Source organism: Halorhabdus rudnickae, from assembly GCF_900880625.1.
GTDB lineage: Archaea > Halobacteriota > Halobacteria > Halobacteriales > Haloarculaceae > Halorhabdus > Halorhabdus rudnickae.
In genome coordinates, this window is sequence record NZ_CAAHFB010000001.1 from 1,318,498 (window position 1) to 1,335,569 (window position 17,072).

21 protein-coding genes and 1 pseudogene are annotated in these 17,072 nt (G+C 63.6%); 7 read left to right on the plus strand and 15 right to left on the minus strand.

Annotated elements, in window-relative coordinates; all coding sequences use genetic code 11:
- Positions 1 to 52 precede the first annotated feature (52 nt).
- Positions 53 to 655, plus strand: coding sequence for a YIP1 family protein (locus BN2694_RS06580; protein WP_135663651.1), 603 nt, complete (start codon positions 53 to 55; stop codon positions 653 to 655).
- A gap of 47 nt (positions 656 to 702) precedes the next feature.
- Here BN2694_RS06580 and BN2694_RS06585 read toward each other — a convergent pair whose 3' ends face one another.
- From BN2694_RS06585 to BN2694_RS18005, 6 genes and pseudogenes are all read right to left on the minus strand, one after another.
- The gene (locus BN2694_RS06585) at positions 703 to 2,196 is read right to left on the minus strand and encodes a carboxypeptidase M32 (protein WP_135663652.1); all 1,494 of its coding nucleotides are present in this window, start codon (positions 2,194 to 2,196) and stop codon (positions 703 to 705) included.
- Positions 2,197 to 2,241: 45 nt separating this feature from the next.
- Positions 2,242 to 3,342 carry a M20 family metallopeptidase gene (locus tag BN2694_RS06590; protein WP_135663653.1) on the minus strand — a complete coding sequence of 367 codons (1,101 nt, stop codon included), beginning with the start codon at positions 3,340 to 3,342 and terminating at the stop codon, positions 2,242 to 2,244.
- A 38-nt stretch (positions 3,343 to 3,380) separates the two neighbouring features.
- Positions 3,381 to 4,187: an energy-coupling factor ABC transporter ATP-binding protein gene (locus tag BN2694_RS06595; RefSeq protein ID WP_135663654.1), complete on the minus strand. Its 807-nt coding sequence runs from the start codon at positions 4,185 to 4,187 to the stop codon at positions 3,381 to 3,383.
- The gene (gene cbiQ, locus BN2694_RS06600; protein ID WP_135663655.1) at positions 4,184 to 4,978 is read right to left on the minus strand and encodes a cobalt ECF transporter T component CbiQ; all 795 of its coding nucleotides are present in this window, start codon (positions 4,976 to 4,978) and stop codon (positions 4,184 to 4,186) included. The genes BN2694_RS06595 and cbiQ overlap by 4 nt, the downstream gene beginning before the upstream one ends.
- Complete coding sequence (locus BN2694_RS18125; RefSeq protein ID WP_394346582.1) at positions 4,965 to 5,222, minus strand: PDGLE domain-containing protein; 258 nt, start codon at positions 5,220 to 5,222, stop codon at positions 4,965 to 4,967. The genes cbiQ and BN2694_RS18125 overlap by 14 nt, the downstream gene beginning before the upstream one ends.
- Positions 5,223 to 5,288: 66 nt before the next feature.
- Positions 5,289 to 5,897: pseudogene (locus BN2694_RS18005) on the minus strand (energy-coupling factor ABC transporter permease); the annotation flags it as partial.
- A gap of 106 nt (positions 5,898 to 6,003) precedes the next feature.
- Here BN2694_RS18005 and nikR point away from each other — a divergent pair.
- Both nikR and BN2694_RS06615 read left to right on the plus strand, forming a co-directional pair.
- Complete coding sequence (gene nikR, locus BN2694_RS06610) at positions 6,004 to 6,501, plus strand: nickel-responsive transcriptional regulator NikR (RefSeq protein ID WP_244605378.1); 498 nt, start codon at positions 6,004 to 6,006, stop codon at positions 6,499 to 6,501.
- A gap of 153 nt (positions 6,502 to 6,654) precedes the next feature.
- Positions 6,655 to 7,314, plus strand: coding sequence for a hypothetical protein (locus tag BN2694_RS06615; RefSeq protein WP_135663657.1), 660 nt, complete (start codon positions 6,655 to 6,657; stop codon positions 7,312 to 7,314).
- A 58-nt stretch (positions 7,315 to 7,372) separates the two neighbouring features.
- Here the strand turns inward: BN2694_RS06615 and BN2694_RS06620 are convergent, their stop codons facing one another.
- Genes BN2694_RS06620 through BN2694_RS06635 form a run of 4 tightly spaced genes read right to left on the minus strand, consistent with a single transcriptional unit; the run spans position 7,373 to position 10,033 of the window.
- On the minus strand, positions 7,373 to 7,624 hold the full coding sequence (locus BN2694_RS06620) for a hypothetical protein (protein ID WP_135663658.1): 252 nt from the start codon (positions 7,622 to 7,624) through the stop codon (positions 7,373 to 7,375).
- 44 nt (positions 7,625 to 7,668) lie between these two features.
- The gene (locus tag BN2694_RS06625) at positions 7,669 to 8,685 is read right to left on the minus strand and encodes an NAD(P)/FAD-dependent oxidoreductase (RefSeq protein WP_135663659.1); all 1,017 of its coding nucleotides are present in this window, start codon (positions 8,683 to 8,685) and stop codon (positions 7,669 to 7,671) included.
- A gap of 45 nt (positions 8,686 to 8,730) precedes the next feature.
- The gene (gene nucS, locus BN2694_RS06630) at positions 8,731 to 9,516 is read right to left on the minus strand and encodes an endonuclease NucS (protein ID WP_135663660.1); all 786 of its coding nucleotides are present in this window, start codon (positions 9,514 to 9,516) and stop codon (positions 8,731 to 8,733) included.
- 46 nt (positions 9,517 to 9,562) lie between these two features.
- The gene (locus tag BN2694_RS06635; RefSeq protein WP_135663661.1) at positions 9,563 to 10,033 is read right to left on the minus strand and encodes a DUF6735 family protein; all 471 of its coding nucleotides are present in this window, start codon (positions 10,031 to 10,033) and stop codon (positions 9,563 to 9,565) included.
- 157 nt (positions 10,034 to 10,190) lie between these two features.
- Here BN2694_RS06635 and moaA point away from each other — a divergent pair, with 157 nt between their 5' ends.
- On the plus strand, positions 10,191 to 11,318 hold the full coding sequence (gene moaA / locus BN2694_RS06640; protein ID WP_135663662.1) for a GTP 3',8-cyclase MoaA: 1,128 nt from the start codon (positions 10,191 to 10,193) through the stop codon (positions 11,316 to 11,318).
- Between the two features lie 62 nt (positions 11,319 to 11,380).
- Here the strand turns inward: moaA and BN2694_RS06645 are convergent, their stop codons facing one another.
- Positions 11,381 to 11,755 carry a hypothetical protein gene (locus tag BN2694_RS06645; protein ID WP_135663663.1) on the minus strand — a complete coding sequence of 125 codons (375 nt, stop codon included), beginning with the start codon at positions 11,753 to 11,755 and terminating at the stop codon, positions 11,381 to 11,383.
- Positions 11,756 to 12,726: 971 nt separating this feature from the next.
- On the opposite strand from BN2694_RS06645, the gene BN2694_RS06650 reads away from it, so the two are divergent.
- The gene (locus tag BN2694_RS06650) at positions 12,727 to 12,969 is read left to right on the plus strand and encodes a hypothetical protein (RefSeq protein WP_135663664.1); all 243 of its coding nucleotides are present in this window, start codon (positions 12,727 to 12,729) and stop codon (positions 12,967 to 12,969) included.
- Positions 12,970 to 13,049: 80 nt separating this feature from the next.
- On the plus strand, positions 13,050 to 13,214 hold the full coding sequence (lysW, locus tag BN2694_RS06655) for a lysine biosynthesis protein LysW (RefSeq protein WP_135663665.1): 165 nt from the start codon (positions 13,050 to 13,052) through the stop codon (positions 13,212 to 13,214).
- 37 nt (positions 13,215 to 13,251) lie between these two features.
- On the opposite strand, the gene BN2694_RS06660 is transcribed toward lysW, so the two are convergent.
- From BN2694_RS06660 to BN2694_RS06675, 4 genes are all read right to left on the minus strand, one after another.
- Positions 13,252 to 13,515: a DUF2249 domain-containing protein gene (locus BN2694_RS06660; RefSeq protein ID WP_135663666.1), complete on the minus strand. Its 264-nt coding sequence runs from the start codon at positions 13,513 to 13,515 to the stop codon at positions 13,252 to 13,254.
- On the minus strand, positions 13,512 to 14,024 hold the full coding sequence (locus tag BN2694_RS06665) for a hypothetical protein (protein ID WP_135663667.1): 513 nt from the start codon (positions 14,022 to 14,024) through the stop codon (positions 13,512 to 13,514). Before BN2694_RS06665 ends, BN2694_RS06660 begins: the two co-directional genes overlap by 4 nt.
- Before the next feature lie 64 nt (positions 14,025 to 14,088).
- On the minus strand, positions 14,089 to 15,471 hold the full coding sequence (locus tag BN2694_RS06670) for a hypothetical protein (protein WP_210408923.1): 1,383 nt from the start codon (positions 15,469 to 15,471) through the stop codon (positions 14,089 to 14,091).
- A 55-nt stretch (positions 15,472 to 15,526) separates the two neighbouring features.
- A complete protein-coding gene (locus BN2694_RS06675; RefSeq protein WP_244605379.1) occupies positions 15,527 to 15,805 on the minus strand; it encodes a hypothetical protein in 279 nt (92 codons plus the stop codon).
- Positions 15,806 to 16,005: 200 nt separating this feature from the next.
- Here BN2694_RS06675 and BN2694_RS06680 point away from each other — a divergent pair, with 200 nt between their 5' ends.
- Positions 16,006 to 16,971 carry a sensor histidine kinase gene (locus tag BN2694_RS06680; protein ID WP_167879972.1) on the plus strand — a complete coding sequence of 322 codons (966 nt, stop codon included), beginning with the start codon at positions 16,006 to 16,008 and terminating at the stop codon, positions 16,969 to 16,971.
- Positions 16,972 to 17,072 lie beyond the last annotated feature (101 nt).

The following is a 17,072-nucleotide window of genomic DNA, read 5'->3' on the forward strand; positions in this document are numbered from 1 at the left end:
CGTTCGGAACACCGAAATGTTTACTGAGATGCTACTGACAGATGACAACACAATGCCGAAGACCCCCCTGCTAAATCCCCGCGAGTACTACCAGCGGGTCGAGCGGCCCTCCCTTCCGTTCGCATCAGGAATTGTCCTTCTAGAGGCACTCGCCCTGTCGGCACTCCTCTGGGTATTCATGAATCGCCTCTTCGACCGGATCGACATCTCGCCGGCAACACGGTCAGAGGTCAGCGGCACGGTCAGCGACGCGGTCTTCGGAATCGCGATCGGCGTCGTCGTCGGGTGGCTCCTCCTCGCGGCCGTCCTCCACGTGTTCGTCTGGTTCGCTGACGGCGATGGCGGATTCGGAACGACGTTGGCAGTCGTCGGCGAATCCGAACTCGTCACCATCGTCTTTCTTCCGCTAACAGGGATCGGACTGTTCGCAGTGCTAGGAGACGTGCCTGCCGATCCGGCGGCCGCCGCGGGATTCCTCGAAAACTCGACGACGACTGCATCGCCGCTTACCCTGCTGACGAGTTTCGTCACGTTCGTCTGGCAAGCGGTGATCCAGGGCGTCGGTCTCGCCGTCGCCCACGATATCCCCGTCGGGAAGATGCTAACGCTGACGGTCGTCGTCGGACTACTCGGGTTTCTCTTCAACCTGGCGTAGCTGCTCGGCCACACGGAAACGAAGGGCAGAGCGTAGCGACGCCGGCCTCAAAGGTCGTACAGTGCGCCGTACTTCTCGGTGGCGTACTCGATGAAGTACTCGGCGGTGTAGTCCTCGCCAGTCGCCTCGCGGATCAGCTCGTCGGTGGTATAGCGCCGGCCGTGACGGTGGACGTGCTCGGTCATCCACGTCCGGAGGTCATCGAACTCCCCGGCGCGGACGTCCTCGGCGATGGATCCGAGCTCGTCCTCGGCGGCGGCATAGAGTTGGGCCGCCAGGACGCTGCCCAGCGAGTACGTCGGGAAGTAGCCGAACGTGCCGTTCGTCCAGTGGATGTCCTGCAGACAGCCCTCGGCGTCGGTGTCGGGTCGGATCCCCAGGTACTCTGCCATCTTGTCGTTCCAGACAGACGGCACCTCGCGCACGTCGAGATCGCCCGCGATCAGGTCCCGTTCGATCTCGAAGCGGACGAGGATATGCATGTGGTAGGTGAGTTCGTCCGCCTCGACCCGGATGAGATTGTCGTCGTAGACACGGTTGGCCGCGCCGTAGGCCGCCTCGGGCGTGGTCTCGACGCCGAGATGGTCCTCGACGGTCGGCGTGAAGTTCTCCCAGAACGCTCGCGAGCGACCGACGTGATTCTCCCAGAGACGGGACTGGGACTCGTGGACAGTCAGATTTCGGGGCTGGCCCAGCGGCGTCCCGTACTCCTCGTCTGGTAGCCCAAGGGCGTAAGTTGCGTGGCCGAACTCGTGGATCGTCGATGACAGCGAGTCCAGGGGTTTCTCCGGATCGAAGCGGGTCGTGATCCGGGCGTCGAACTGGGTCCCCGAAGTGAACGGATGAGCAGAGGTGTCCAGGCGACCCCGATCCCAGTCGAAGCCCAGTTCGTCGAGGGCAGTCCGGACCAGTTTTTCCTGGTCGTCGACGTCGTAGGACCCGTCGAACGGGCGGGGCTGGGTCACGTCACTCGCCGCGACGGCGTCGATCAGGTCGGGCAGTTCCGCCCGGAGTTCTTCGAGGACGCGCTCGGCGGTATCCAGCCCGAGGTACGGCTCGAACTCCTCGAAGAGCACTTCGTAGGGATCGCGGTCCGGATCGATCGCTTGTGCGTACTCCCGACGGAGTTCGACCAGTTCTTCGAGGACCGGGGCGTAGCGCTCGAAGTCATCCTCCTCTCGGGCCTGCTCCCAGACCGGCAACGCCTCGCTCGTTGCCTCGGAGATGCGCTCGACCAGATCGCGGGGCACCTTTCGGGCGCGTTCGTGTTCCCGCCGTACTTCACGAACCACGGCCTGCTGGTCGGGATCGAGCGCCGCGTCTTCGAGGGCGTCGAGATAGCCCGCCAGGTCGTCGTCGGTCAGCAAGTCGTGATGGAGCGTCGAGAGTGCCGACTGCTGTTTCGACCGTGCCGGCGTGCCACCCGCCGGCATCATCACCTGCTGGTCCCATCGCAGGATACCGCCGGCGTCCTCGACGTAGGAGAGTTGTCGCACGTGTTCGAGCATGTCGTCGTAGGCCTCGGGTGTGTCACTCGACATGTCCCGGCGTTCGGTCGGGGTTCCCAAAGTCCCGACGGTCGGCGATCATTCCGGGCCGGGAGCGTCGAATGCCGCGACGAGCGATCGATAGATCCGGGCACAGCGATCCACCACGGACAGCGAGACGCTCTCGGTGGCCGTGTGGGCCTGGCTGGGTTCGGCCGCGCCGATGACGACACACTCGGTCCCGCTGTCGGCGAGCCAGCCGGCGTCGGTGGCGTGGGGTTTGACGACGTACTCGGGATCGCCATCCTGAGCGCCCTCGGCGGCTCGTCGCACGGCATCGGCGAAGTCCTCGTCTCCGCAGGCCATCGGCGGGAGGTCCTGCTCGACGGTCCAGGTGACGCCGTCGATCGCCTCGACACGTTCGAGGGGCGCACGCTCGCCGGGGACCGTCCGCTCGTCGACAGTCACGTCACAGCGTTCGGGGATCACGTTCCAGGCCGAACCCCCCTCGATTTCCGTGACGGCGAGGCTGCCGTCGAGGTCGTGGCCCCGGACGGTCGTCGATGGGAATTCGAGATCACGAAGCACGTCGACGGCGTCGGTCGCACGGTAGATCGCGTTCTCGCCCGCGGCGACCTCGCTGGCGTGGGCGCTCTCCCCGCGGGCGACGACCGTGCTTCCGCGCCGCCCCTTGTGAGCGATGGCGACGTCCGTGACGCCTGCCGCCGAATAGCCGGTCGATCCCTCCCCGACGATCGCATAGTCGGGTGCGAACCCGTTCTCGATCGCCGCCCGACAGCCCTCGCCACCCTGTTCTTCCCCGGCGAAGGAGGCAAAGACGAGTTCGACGCCAGCCGGCCGATCGGCGTCCCGGAACGCGGTCAGCATCGCGGCCAGCGATCCCTTCATGTCGGCGCTTCCACGTCCGTACAGTCGGCCGTCGCGTTCCTCGACGACGTACTCGCCGTCAGTGATCTGGCGGTCGTCCGGTGGGACAACGTCGTGATGGCCGACCAGCGCGAGTGTGGTTCCCTCGCCGCGCCGGGCGAGTACGTTGCCGGCGCCGTCGTGCTCGACGGTGGCGTCGGTCTGTTCCGCAAGCCAGTCGGCGAGCCACTCGCCAGCCGCGGACTCGTCGCTGCCGGGGCCGCGGTGGCTCGGGATGGAGACGAGTTCGCGGGTCACCTCACGGGTGTCCATGCCAGAGGAGACACAGGGACGAGTAACAGCCCTTTGGATCAGGTCCGGGAACCGTCCTGCAGTCGCTCGGAAGCTTCTTCGACGGTCAGCGGCGGATCCTCAACGCCGGCCCGCTGGAAGGCGTCGACGAGTTGTGGCGGCGAGACGCCCACGTCCCGGAGGATATCACCGTCAGTGAGCACCGCTCGGACTGGCCCGTCCCGAACGACGGCGCCCGTGCGATCCAGCAGGACGACCCGATCGGCGACGTGAGGGACCAGATCGGCGTCGGGAGTCGAGACAACAATCGTCGCGCCCGCCTCGTGGCGCGCGTCGAGGGCATCGAGAATCGTCTCCCGGTGGCCGGCGTCCACGTCGGTGACGGGTTCGTCCAGCAGGAGGAGATCGGGTTCGACAGCGAGGGCAGCGGCCAGGGCCGCCCGGCGTTGTTCGCCCCCACTCAGTCGGAACGGCGGCTTCTCCAGCAAGCTTTCGAGATCGAACTCGGCGGCGAGGGCGTCGACCCGTTGCTCGGCGTCCCGACGGTCGATACTGAGTTGAGCCGGCCCGTATTCGAGGTCTTCCCGAACGCTCGCGTTGAATAGGTAGTCCGCCGGTGCTTGCGGGCAATGGGCAATGCGATCCCGGAGTTCATCGGCCGGCTCGTCGGTCCCGAAGTAAGACACCTCGCCGCCTGCTGGCTCCCGCAGGCCGGCGAGCAACGACAGCAGCGTACTCTTGCCAGCGCCGTTGGGGCCGAGGATCGCCACGCGCTCGCCCATCTCGATCGTCAGATCGATCCCCTCGAGCGCGGGTGTCCCGTCGGGATACGTAAATCGGAGGCCGCGAGCAGCGAGGGCATTCACGTTAGCAACACCCCCGCGGCGACCGTCGCGAAGACGACGAACGCGAACGCGGCGTCGGCGATGCCGATCGCGTGCCTGTGGGTGTACGCCCGGCCCGCCGTTCCGCCGCGCGATCGAGCCGCACGGCCGACGCGTTCGCCGCGATCCAGTGCTCCCAAGAGGAAAGCGCCCAGCAGCGATCCGGCCTCCCGCCAGGACTCCCGGAGCGTGGCGGCCCGAATTCGTCGACTTCGGCGTGCGAGCACCAGTCGCGAGAGTTCCTCGAAGACGACCAGCAGGTACCGATAGGTGATCGCGAGTAGCGTGATGGCTGTCCGTGGGACGCGGAGCGTCCGGAGTGCGCCGAGCAACGACGCGAACCGGGTGGTCGAGAGCAACAGTCCGAGCAGCGAGACGCTCGCCCCGACCCGGAGGGCGAACGTCGCCACGTATTCCGCGCCGGGGACGGTGATCGGACCGACCAAGGTCGGTCCGGGAAAGAGCACGGCCTGTGGTGCGACGATCACCAGCGAGACCGCCATCGGCACGCCCGTTCGGAGCACGTGCGTTCGAAGTGGGACGCGGGAGAGGGCGACCAGTCCGGCCGTCAGCGCGAGCATCCCTGCCGGCGGTCCCGGCGTGTCGAAGGTGACCGTGATGATGACCAGCGCGAAGAGACCCAGGAGTTTCACCACCGGGTGGACGGTCTGGAGCCAGCCCGACCGTCCGGCGACACGTTCGTCCCGGAGGACGCCACGAGTCCGGTCGGCCAGCGTGCCGGCCGACCGGCTGACGGGGTCAGCGTGGCTCACGGTCTGCGGTCAGCGGGCGTCCGGCGAGCCAGCCGATCGCCAGCACGAGCGCCGCGCCGACGAGCCCCGAGAGGAGCGTCCCGACGTAGGGATCGACTCCCGGGATCCCGTAGTCCGGCAGCAGCCCCGGCAGCGTCGTCACGGCGTGGGCGGTCGCGCCGGTCGCCTCCGCGGCGTGTTCTAAGGGCTCGGTATATCCGACCCGGCCGGCAGCCCAGGCGAACGCCGGAGACAGGACGACCAATCCACCGACGACGGCCCCACCACGGGCCAGGAGTCGACGGCGATCGATCGCTGCCGTCCGGTCGGCCAGTAGGTCGGGACGGGCCTGGGCGACGAACTCGTAGGCGAGCAACGTGATCGCCCCCTCGGCGACACCGAGCAGGGCGTGCCACCAGCCCATGATCGACAGCACGGTCCCCACGTCGTAGGCGAACGCCTTGGAAATCCCCAACATGACCCCACTCGTGAGGGCCGCGAGGGTGATTCCTGTCCAGGCCGCCGCCACGACGGCGGCGCGCTCGTGATACGGACGGAGTAGGCGGAAGACAGCGTAGCCGACGTACACTTCGACGATCGCCATCGAAAGGACGTTCCCGCCGAGGACGACGATCCCACCGTCGCCAAAGACCAGCGCCTGGACTGCCACGACGGCGGTCATCGCCAGTGCCGCCAGATGCGGACCGAGCAGAATAGCCGCGAAGGCCCCGCCGACGAAGTGGACGCTCGTCCCGCCGGGGATGGGGAGGTTCAACATCTGTGCGGCGAAGATCGCGGCTGCGGTCACGCCGAGAAGCGGCGCGCGTGGTCCATCCAGTGCACCCGCGGAGCGTCGGGCCGCCAGCGCCAAGACGGCAATCGACGCCAAGGCGGCGACCGCAGCGACCCACAGATCGAGGTAGCCGTCGAGGATATGCATCGATAGTCGTGCGTAGGCCGCCCCGGGTAATAATACGTTTCGGAGTTTGAGTAATACTGAGAACGGAAGCTGCAAGGCTGATATGGCCGCCGGGTCAAGCAGAGGTATGGCCGAAGACCTCGATCGGGTAAGTCTGACGTTGCCGCCCGACATGACCGACCAACTCGACGGAATCGTCGAGGACTGGGACTACGCCAGTCGATCGGAAGCGGCCCGGGACGCACTTCGGGACTTCTTTACGACCTACGAGTGGGAACGGGGCGACGAGACGCGTCACTACGGGACGATCGTCATCGCTCACGAACACGACCACGACAGCGATGTCGCGGGACGCCTCCAGACCATCCAACACGAGTATGCCGATGTCGTCACGTCCGTCCAGCACATCCACCTCTCTGAGGACCGCTGCATGGAGACGCTCGTGGTCGACGGTACCGCCGGCGAGATTGATGAACTCGCCAATCGACTGCGGGCAATCGGGGGCGTCAAGCAGGTGAAAGTCGTCGTAGTCGGCGGCGATTCAGGAGCTGACGGACGCGCCCAGACCGATCACGGCCACGACCATGGACACGACGGCCACGGACAGCCCGGCCACGAACACTGAGGGATCGGCCTGAACGGCCCCACTCGGTGGGCCACCCATGATGGTCTCGATACCCCATCACGCCGCGATGTCCCCGATCCACCAGTCGGAGCGAGCAGCCGGGAGCCTCACAACCAGTAGGTTTAAAAATATATCATTCTAATCGGATTCAGTATGGCGGGTGAATTGCACGACGACGAACAGGGGTACGAACAACATAAACAAGCGGTCTCTGAATCGGTTGACGGCGGAGGGTGTGCGGAGACGTGGGAGGCACTCTCGGAGAAGCGAGCACGAACAGAGGAAACGGCCGATAATCGACATCGGGACGTCGAACGAACACTGGTCGACATCGAGTGCTTACAGTTTACCGCTGACGGTGATGACTTCGAACTGGTTCCGTCGTTTCAGACGGCCTGGCGAACGGCGATCGACGAACTCGATGATGCGAACCCTGAAGCAGTCATCGCCGATGTCTTCGCCGTGGACGGGACAGTCCGGATCGAAACGGACGACCAAGTCGTCCACGCCCGTCAGGACGGACAGCTCGTGGGTCAGTGGGTCTCACGCCCTGCGATGGTCGCCGATCTCGGCGCCTGTCGCGTGTTCGAACAGCGGGACGACGACTGGACGGAGCGGTCACCCGTCGAGCGGAGTCAGTTCGCCGGGAGCGTACGGCTGTACCTGGAGTTTTGCCCCGACTGCGGTGGACAGGCGTCCTTCGACACCGAAACCGTCACCTCGTGCTGTAACGAGTACGAGGTCGCGACAGTCTCCTGTGAGGGCTGTGAGGCAACCTTGCTCGAAATCCCTGTATTTTCGGATCGAGCATGATGATCCGGAACGATTCGACGTACGGTCGGTCAGCCGTTCCTACCCGGGAAATCGTCGATCACCGACGGTAGTGATCGACCGTCCGGAAGCAGACGTACAGGAGGCCGTTGAGGACGCCCGTTAGCCAGAAGATGGCCCCAACGTTCACCCCAAAGATTCCCGGCCGGCTGGCCGCGATGACGTCGTCGAACACCCAGGAGACCGCGACGGCGATGATGCCCCAGATAAGCAAGATTGCGGCAATACGTGCTCCCTCGGCGACGTAGTCAGTGAGCGGACTCGCGTCGCCCGCTGTCGGATCAAGTGCCATACTCGCCGGTCCAGCGTCCGGGAAATAAATCTTCTTCCTTGCCGTCAGTTTCTCGCTGCGAGACGTCGCCCGGCGTCCAATCCGGTCTCGAGGGCCGCGTGGGTTCGGCCGGTTCCCGCCAGCCAGTCACCGGCGAGTCCGAGGTCGTGCCCGAGGGCGTACTCGAACAGCGCTGGATTGACCCGATCGCCGGGGAGAGCGTGCCTGAAACGCTCGTGGTCCCACCAGTCCGGTTGGGCTAACCGATCGTCCCCGAGGAGCGCCGCCGCGTGTTCGGCCGCTGCATCGGCCGCCGCTGCAGGCGTCGCGTCCGGTCGCCCCGCGCTCCAGGCTGGGCTCAGTTGAACGATCAGTATTGCCTCCTCCCCGAGAACGTGACCCGGTTTGCACGATTCCCGAGAAAGCCAGCCGACGGCGTGTTCTTTGTCCGTATTGACCAGCGCATAATAAGGTCGATCGAGTTCGAAGGGATAGTGTAGCGCCACCGAATCGATCGTCCGGTAGGACTGCCGTTTTCGGGCGGCCACGAGATCCTCTCGGAGGTCGGCGTTCCAGTCCGCATCGGCGAAGAGGTTCCACGTAGGTGGCGTGACGACGATTGCGTCGTACTCGGCCGCGTCGTCGCCGGCAGTGACCCGCCAGCCGTCGGCCGTCCGGATGAGGTGCTCGACGGGCGTGTGTTCCCGGACGGTTGCTCCGCCGGCGTCGAGAAACGCCCGGACGATCCGGTCGATCCCGTCGCGGCCGCTCAGCTTGACGCCCTGATTCGGTCGGCCTTCGTCGACCTCGCCGGTTTCGTCGAATATCCACACGTCGTCCGTCGTCTCGACGAGAGCGTCACCGACAACGGAACGCAAGCGTTCTTCGACGCGCTCGTCGGGCGGGTCGACGTAGTTGGCTCCATAATCGTAGACACAGCCGTTGCGGTGACCCGCTACCATCCGCCCGCCGACCGTGGCGGCTTCGAAGACTGTCACGTCGGCTGCCTCCCGGAGGGCGTAGGCCGCACCTGCTCCCGCGATACCGGCGCCGACGACACACACCTTCGGTTGCACGGGCATACGTTGGACGGCCAGTGAGTAAAGGAATGGGCCGACAGCCGGCGGTCAGCGAACGCGGCCGTCACTCTTCTCGGATGTCGGATCGAGTACCACGAACTCCATGCCCTTCTGGGCGAGGAGTTCCCGCGCCCGATCCGTCGCCGACGGGGCAACGAGGATGCCACGGATCTCCCGGTCGGCGTGGAGGTCCCTGGCTAACGCGTCCACGTACCGGCTGAGTTGCCCGACGGCATCCGGCCCGACCCGCCGACGCTTGAGTTCGACGACCACTGCCCGGCCGGCCTCGTCCTCGCCATAGATGTCGATCGCACCAGCCGGCGTCGCTCGCTCAGTCGCGAGCGCCTCGAACCCCGGTTCGATCAGTCCGGGATCGGCGAGGACGCGCTCCCGGAGATCCTCTTCGGTGCCTGACAGCGACAGTTCCTCGGGATCAGTCACGTCGACAGTCGTGACGTGGCGGATGGACTCGAAAGTAACCTCGAGGTGTTCCTCGGGACCGGTCCGGTGGCTCTCGATCCGCAGGTTGCCGTTCGCGAGTTCGACCTCGTGGGTCGACCCCGGCGGCTGCCAGTTGACCGGTTGGTGGCCCTCGTCGGTGTGAACCAGGGCTGTCCCGTCGGGCTTGAGGACGAGCAGCCGATCGCCGGGGCCGAGCGTACTGGTCGCGCGGCCGTCGTACTCGACGCGACAGCGACCGAAAATGGTCACCATGTCGCCTCGATCGACGGCACGCGCCACGCGCTGGCGGGCGGCGTCAGCGGACGGATCGACAACCGGATCAGGCTCGTCGTCCCCAGGGACACCTTCCCTTTGGTCTCCCGTATCGGTCACGCATGTCGGTAGCCGGGCCGATCACAAAAGGGTCGCGAGTGACGGGTCACTCATGCGATCTGCAACCCGCGATCACCTCCCGTCCTCTCGCCCGACGACGAACTCCCGCCAGCAATCGCTCTCGAGCGTCTGCGCCCGAGAGTTCCCCCGCACGGACGGCATCGGCGACCGTATCCCTTGCCGCCCGGAGCCAGGTGCGCAACGCTCCCGCGTCCCGGGCCGATCGGATCGCCACGAGCGCGCCATCACCCCGGGGATCAGACACCGACTCCTGGAGCCACGGCTCGATGGCAAACCAGCAGGCGAGAAAGGCCGTCCACACTCCATTCGAGCGGCGGTAGATCCCCTCGAAACGGGCGAAATCGAACCCCCGAACGACGGATCGAAAGGAGGGGACGACGAATGTGTCCCCCTGATGCCAACTCGCTGCCGGCCGGATACGATCGTCGTGCCAGGCCGTCTCTCCGCAGTGCCACCCCTTCTCGGAGGACGCCACAACGAGAGCGCGGTCGCTCACTGCCCTTCCCCTTGCTGCCCGTCGGTACTCGTCCATCGGCCCGACACGACAGCGATACTGGTCGCGCTCTGGTACTTGAACTGTGGGGCGATCGAGCAGGTCTCGTGAACGCCGTTCGGCGTGGCCTATTTGACGCCGGCACCCGTGGTAGGAATAGATGCTGGAGGACGGCTTCGGTCGCGAACTCACCGGCCTGCGGGTATCGCTGACCGACCGGTGTAATTTCGACTGCGTCTACTGTCACAACGAAGGGCTGGGCGACACGCGCGGGCCGATGGCTCCCGCCGAGGAGGAACTCTCGACCGAGGAGGTCGTCCGCGTTCTCGAGGTCGCCACCGATTACGGCCTTGAAGCGGTAAAGTTCACTGGCGGCGAGCCGATGCTCCGGGCTGATTTAGAAGAAATCGTTCGTCGGTCGCCCGACGAGCTCGCGATCTCGCTGACGACCAACGGGACGTTCCTCCCCGACCGAGCCAAAGGCCTGTCAGCGGCTGGTCTCGAACGGGTCAACGTCTCACAGGATGCCCTCGATCCCGAGGACTTCGCGACACTGACCGAGTCTGGCGCCTACGATCGCGTGCTGGAGGGCGTCGAGGCTGCCCTCGATGCCGGTCTTGCGCCGGTGAAACTCAACATGGTCGTCTTCGAGCACACCGCGGGGTACGTCCCCGAGATGGTCGAGCACGTCGCCGCAAACGAGGGACTTCGCCTGCAACTCATCGAGTACATGCCCGAACTCGCCGGGCGGCCCGAGTGGGCGGTCGACATCGACCGCGTCCACGGCTGGCTGACCGAGCAGGCCGAGGCGGTCACCTGCCGGGAAATGCACGACCGGACGCGATACTGGATCGGTCGCCAGCCTGGGCCACCGGCAGCGGCCGACGGCGGGCTCGTCGAGGTCGTCGATCCCGTCGGGAATCGAGAGTTCTGTGAGAACTGCCATCGCGTCCGTGTCACTCACGACGGCTATCTCAAGGGCTGTCTCAACCGAAACGACGATCTACGGTCCCTCGGTGACTGCTCCAGGGAGGCTATCGAGGCCGCGCTCACGGATACTGTCGATCGACGGGTTCCCTACTACGGAGAATATCTGATCGAGGACGAAAACGGCGAGTGGGTTCGAAATCCTACCTACGAGGGAACTGAGGGGGATCGTGCGCCATACGAGTACGCCGAGAGTGCCGATAGTTCGCAAGTGGCGGATACTGGAGCGGATTCGGGTTCCGTGGAGAGCGGCCAAGCGACAACGGATGGTGGCGGAGTCCCAGAAGAAACGAGAAGGTGATGCTCGGTCTGATACGGTCGATTGGATGTTATTTCCTGAATTTGCTGGCTTTCGTCGCAAATCTATAAGGACATCAATTCCTTCAGGATCAAGATAACACCGAGGCCAGTAACGATAAGCACACCAATTGCTGCAGGAGTGTCGGGGTACAGATAAAGAACAACCAAGTTACCTAAGAATACGAGCATTGCAATGAGCAGGAAAGCAAGAAGATCATGAAATCTGGATATTTCTAGACTCTTTGAGGCCCAACTGTAGCCATCCAGTCCCACTATTAGTACAAGACCTAGTGCACCAACGAACACCGTGGATAGTCCGCTTCCAATCGGTCGCCCTTGGCTCAATCGTCGCAATTCTGGATAAACTAATACGGCAACTCCCGCAATAGAAAGGACTGAAAGAATTACGCTCGAACGAATTCCGGCAATTTTCGTCATGTTTTATATTGTTTCCCCAATTGAATAACTGTTTACCTATACGACGAATATGTTATCGATATCATCCTTGCGATGAGACGATCGGGGCTGTATAAGTCGGATTGACGGGACTGTAGCCAGTATGAATGACAACTCCACAGCCATCGTCTTCGTACAAAACCCAACCCCATTGGGCACCCACAGCAACGGCGATTGCCGCCGCTGCAGGGGCTGATATAGCTCCGGCTGATACAACCCCGGCTTCCTCGAGTAGACCCCACAATTTTGGCCCTGCTATACTTGTTCCTACCACGGCAGCATTGATATCACTAATCGTTCCGTGGCTCAAGTAGAGCCTCACCATGATCTCTCCTGGGATCCACCCGCCATATTGTTCAACCCCCCACATCATCTCTATTACATGAAGATGCGACAATAATTTTTGCTTGTACACGACTCATCTCATCCTTTTCAGGTTGAGGAAGTCGCGCATCAGCGGATTCTATCCCTTGTACGTCTGCTAACTTCGAGGGACTAGATTTTTCAGTAGTCTGAAAAACCCATCTATCTGTTTGTCTGTTCGTGCCTTGGTGCTTACTGTTCGCTTTTGATTGCTTGGTGGTTACTGCGCGTGGTTTCTTTTGCTCCTCTAGACGAAGGTATCCTTTCTCTATCGCGGTGTTGAAGTTATCGACACCGTTTTGATAGACTTCCAAGGTGGACTTCCTGACTTCGGGTGTACTCACGTCCAGAACGAATCGCCCATCCTCAACCGCAATCCAACGTGATCTCGATTGAGACTTGTCAACTCGACGCCTTTTACCTCTTTTACCCTTTCTAGCGGCTACGAGACCGCTTGCGCCGATCATGGCGCTAACGCAACAGCCAGTACTTTGGAGGACCTGTCTTCTGGTTTGTCTGTTTTCTTCAGACAGCACAAAATATAATATACCGAATATATAATTTCCAGATTCAATTATGTATTCTGAGCGTTGCGAAATACCGTTACCCAGCGAGTATCCTACTACGGAAAGTACCTGATCCAGAACGAAGACGGCAAGTGGGTTCGAAATCCGGCCTACGAGGGAACTGAGCGGAATCGGACACCCTACGAGTACGTCGGTGGTGCCGACAGTCAAGAAGTGGTGGACTCCGGAGCGAATGGGAACCCCGAAAAGAGCGAGCAGGCGGCGACCGACGGTGGCGATCCCACGTCAGACGGGATCGATGATTGAGAGCCGGATTGTGTTTGGGCAGTATCCTGCTGGCAACGAATCAGTCCCTTGAAGTCATCGGCGGGCATCCCTCAGCCCGTATGAGTGACTGTCCAGAATGCGGGGCCGAGGTCTCCCTGCACGATAACGTCGAAGTGGGAGAGATCGTCGACTGTGCAACCTGTGGCGCAGAACTGGAGGTCGTCGCCGTCGATCCGGCGACCCTCGAGCCCGCCCCGGAACTCGAAGAGGACTGGGGCGAGTAACGCCGCAGGATTTCTGCAGAGAATAGCCGAACCAATCTCAGCCTTCGCGCCAGATCACCGTCACCGTCGCATCGTCGGTCTCGACGGTGTCGTGAGCGAGGCCGCGGTCCTCGAGTTTCGGGTAGAGGTGCTGGGGTTTGCGGTCGTTGTACTGGAGGAGTACCGCGTCGTCCGCGAGGTCGGCGGTCGCTTCCAGGGTCTGCTTGAGCGGTTTCGGCGGGCCGAGGTTCCGGACGTCTAGTTCCACCTGCGAGCGACCGTCGGGAGCGTCGCTCGCGGCGACGGGATCCGCGTCGCTCACGCCGACTCCTCCCCCAATGCGTCGGGGCCAGGGACTTCATCCGTCTCTTCGAAGAGTTCTTCGAGACGCTGGAGGTCGTCGTTCAGCGACTCACTCTCGTTGTGCATCTCGGCGACCCGGACCCGAACGAGGTCGTAGTCGTGGCGCTCGGGAAGGCCGTTCCAGGCACGGAATGCCCCGATCGCCAGGGAGTTACCGGCCGGACAGAACTCGGTAGTCGGGGTGAACTCCGCCCGGAGGACGCCGTCTTCGTCGGCGTCTTCGGCGTAACGAAACCCGGCGTTGGGATGACGCGTATCGAGGTTCAACTTCGCCAGGTTGTACCCGAAAGTCATGTCGTAGACGCCCCGTTCCTCGAAGATGTCCCACGTCGTCGCGTGGAATTCGGTGTGGTCGTCGTCGGTCAGCACGTCGTGACCGTCGAGAAATGCCCCCGGTTCAGGCAGGTGTTCGGGCACGAACGTCCCCTCGTCGTCGAACGTGTCGCCGGTCGATCCGAGCCGTTGCATACCTCATTGTACTATCTCCATCCCCCCGGCATCTTCCCCGAATATGTTCGTCTGAGGTTCCGGGTCAGGCGTCTTCCGATCGTCCGAGCGAGAGGGAGGGGACCAGCAATGCGCCGGGCGAGTGCGGGCCGTGACGCACGACGACCTGCCCGAGGTTCACGGCGACGACGACGAGGCCGAGCCCGACGGCGATGGGTCCCGCGAGTTCGACGACGGCAGGAACCTCGATCGCTCCAGCGACCGCATTGAGGACCGTCCCGGCCAGCAGCAACAGGAGATCGATCCGGGCAAGGCGGGCGTCGTAGAGGTCTTCGACCATCGGGACGGACTCGTAGCCGATGCGGTCGCTGTAGGTCTCGAGCCAGACGAGAAATGGCACGATGTGATACAGCGTGCCGACGACGACGAACCCGAAGACCCCGACAAGCAGAATCGGCTCGCTGGCGGACGTTCCGAGGACCGTCAATCGGTTTGCGGGTTCGGCCAGCCAGGCCGGGATCGTCACGATTGCCCAGGCGACCATCGCGACGGCGACGACGGCGTACCGAACGAGGACCGTCGAGACCTCGGCCCGCGTGCGGGAGAGCTTTCGGGCGAGGTAGACGCCGACCAGCGCGATCGAGGCAGTCACGAGCACGACGCCGATCCGGGCGAGGATGGCGTCTCCGAGAAGGCGACCGACGGCGAGAGCGAGGACGCCGACGGGGTAGGCGAGCAGTTCGACACGCTGGATCCCACGATCGAGTCGGTCGTCGTCGGCCTGGGTGAACATCTCGCCGAGCTGGTAGAGTGCACCGAAGACCGTCGTCACGAACGCGCCAAAGACCGCAACAGTGGCGTGAGCGCTTGCGACGGCGGGTCGAGTGACCGAGACGCCCGCGAACAGCGGCTGGGTGAAATCGAGCGAGAGCAGATAACCCAGGACGGTCAAAACGAGGAACGCCCCCAGAGCAATCACGAAGTGAACCTCGGTGACGTCGAGGGGACGCGCACGCCATAGCGTCCGGGCGAGGTTGTAGACGAACACCCAGATCCCCGCAACCAGCAGCGTCCCGGCGACGTGCAACAGCGCCAGTTCGGCAGCTACCATCGTCGCAACGAACCCGGTCAGCCCGGCGGCAACGAGCCACGCCTCAAGGGCGGCCAGTCGCTGGGAGTGGAGGGGAACGCCGGACCAGACGGGGACGAACTGCGTCATCGAACCCATGATCGTCATCCCGACGAACCCAGCCAGAAAGAGGTGCGAGACTGCGATCCCCGAGAGCCCGATCGGGTTCCCGACGGTCGCCGCAGCCAGCAACTGACCGGCGAGTGCCAGCGCCACCGCGAGGACGATATGCTGCAGCGTCACCGCCAGCGGCGGGCCCCGATCCGTGTCGACATCCTGCGTGAGCGTTCGCATGCGTTTGCGTTCGACCGTCTCTCCCCTGCCACCGTCGCCGAACATGTTCGCCTAGCCGGCGGTGTATGGGCGAGTAGCCGACTGATTACAGGCGCGACGATTAGGCGTCCTCGTCGGGTTCGGGGGCGTCGATGGCGACAGAGGGTTCCTCGGCCTCGTCGTCACAGCTTTCCAGCACCAGTCCCGTCAGACCCGCGGCGATCAGTCCGATTCCCGTGGCCCGCACGGCGGTGAGATACCAGGGTTTCGCCTCGAGGTCCTCCGGGTTCTCGAAGCCACACAGCGAGAGTTTCGTCGAGAGGCCGAGGACCTGTTTAGGCAGCGCAGCCGCGAACAATCCCTGTAGTGCGATCCAGCCATAACCGAGGCGGCGGAGCATTCGGAACATCGGGTGAGAGTGGGGTCCGGACTCACCTCAACCTGTGGGTTGGCACGGCCCACCTGCACGTTCGACCGACCGGAGCGACCACTACTGTCAAAGGTTCGCACGAGTTGCCGAATTCTACCGTCTCGAACTCGAAAACCGGCAATCCACTACACACCCAGAGGCCATTTAAGTTCATGAAAAAGAGATGGTACATGGACCAGAATGTATCGCGGGATAATACCTCCCGGCTCGAGAGGCGTGTTCCGAGCAATCTCACCGAGCTGTTGGCGCGGTGGGAACTGACTCCCGGACGTATTGCCGCAGTGTATCTTCTCTTCGGGTTCGTCGGGCTGTACGTCTCGGACGTCATCTTCGTACGCGTCTTCACCGAGCCACTCGCAAGTCAGGTCCAGGCAGCCAAGGGGGGCCTGGAGGTGGTCGTCACTGCCGGATTCGTCTACGCGATCAGCGTCGCGAGTTCCAGACAGCACCAGCAGACGAACGAGCAACTGCAACGACGCAACGAGGAACTGCACGTCCTCCATCGAGTGTTACGTCACAATCTTCGGAACGACCTCAACGTCATCGAGGGCCACGCCGAATACGTCGAAGCCACCCTCGAAAACGACGCTCTCGCCGATACCTGCGGGACGATCACTCGCAAGACAGAGGCCATCATCTCCTACATCGAACGGGCCGGCCAGATCAGACGCCTGAGCGAGAATCAGTCCCTCGAGACCTTCGACCTGGCCCGGATCGTCCCGATGATCGTCCGTCGACACGACAAACTGACCGACAACGTGACGGTGACCGTCGACGTGCCCGACGCCGCACCCGTCGCTGCCAACCACATGCTCTCGGCGGCACTCGAGGAACTGCTCACCAACGCCGTGGTCCACGCCGACAGCGACACGCCAACGGTCTCGATCAGGGTCTCGACCAGCGACGCGCCGCGAGGAATGACCTGTATCGAAGTCACTGACGACGGTCCGGGCATCCCCGAGGACGTCAGACGGATCATCGAGTTCGACGAACGCGATCAACTCGCTCATCTCAGTGGCCTGGGGCTGTGGTTCGTCCACTGGACCGTAACTGATGTCGGCGGCTCGGTGTCCTTCGATGTCGACGAAAACGGATCCAGCGTTCGGGTTCTCGTGCCGACCGCCACGGATGAGTGACCCCGTTTTTTCGATGACGGATCGCGATCGCATCGACGGTCGTTTCTGCTCCCTTCACCCGGTCTCGCCCCGATTGTGGGTCCGATACTGTGCTCCAGAGA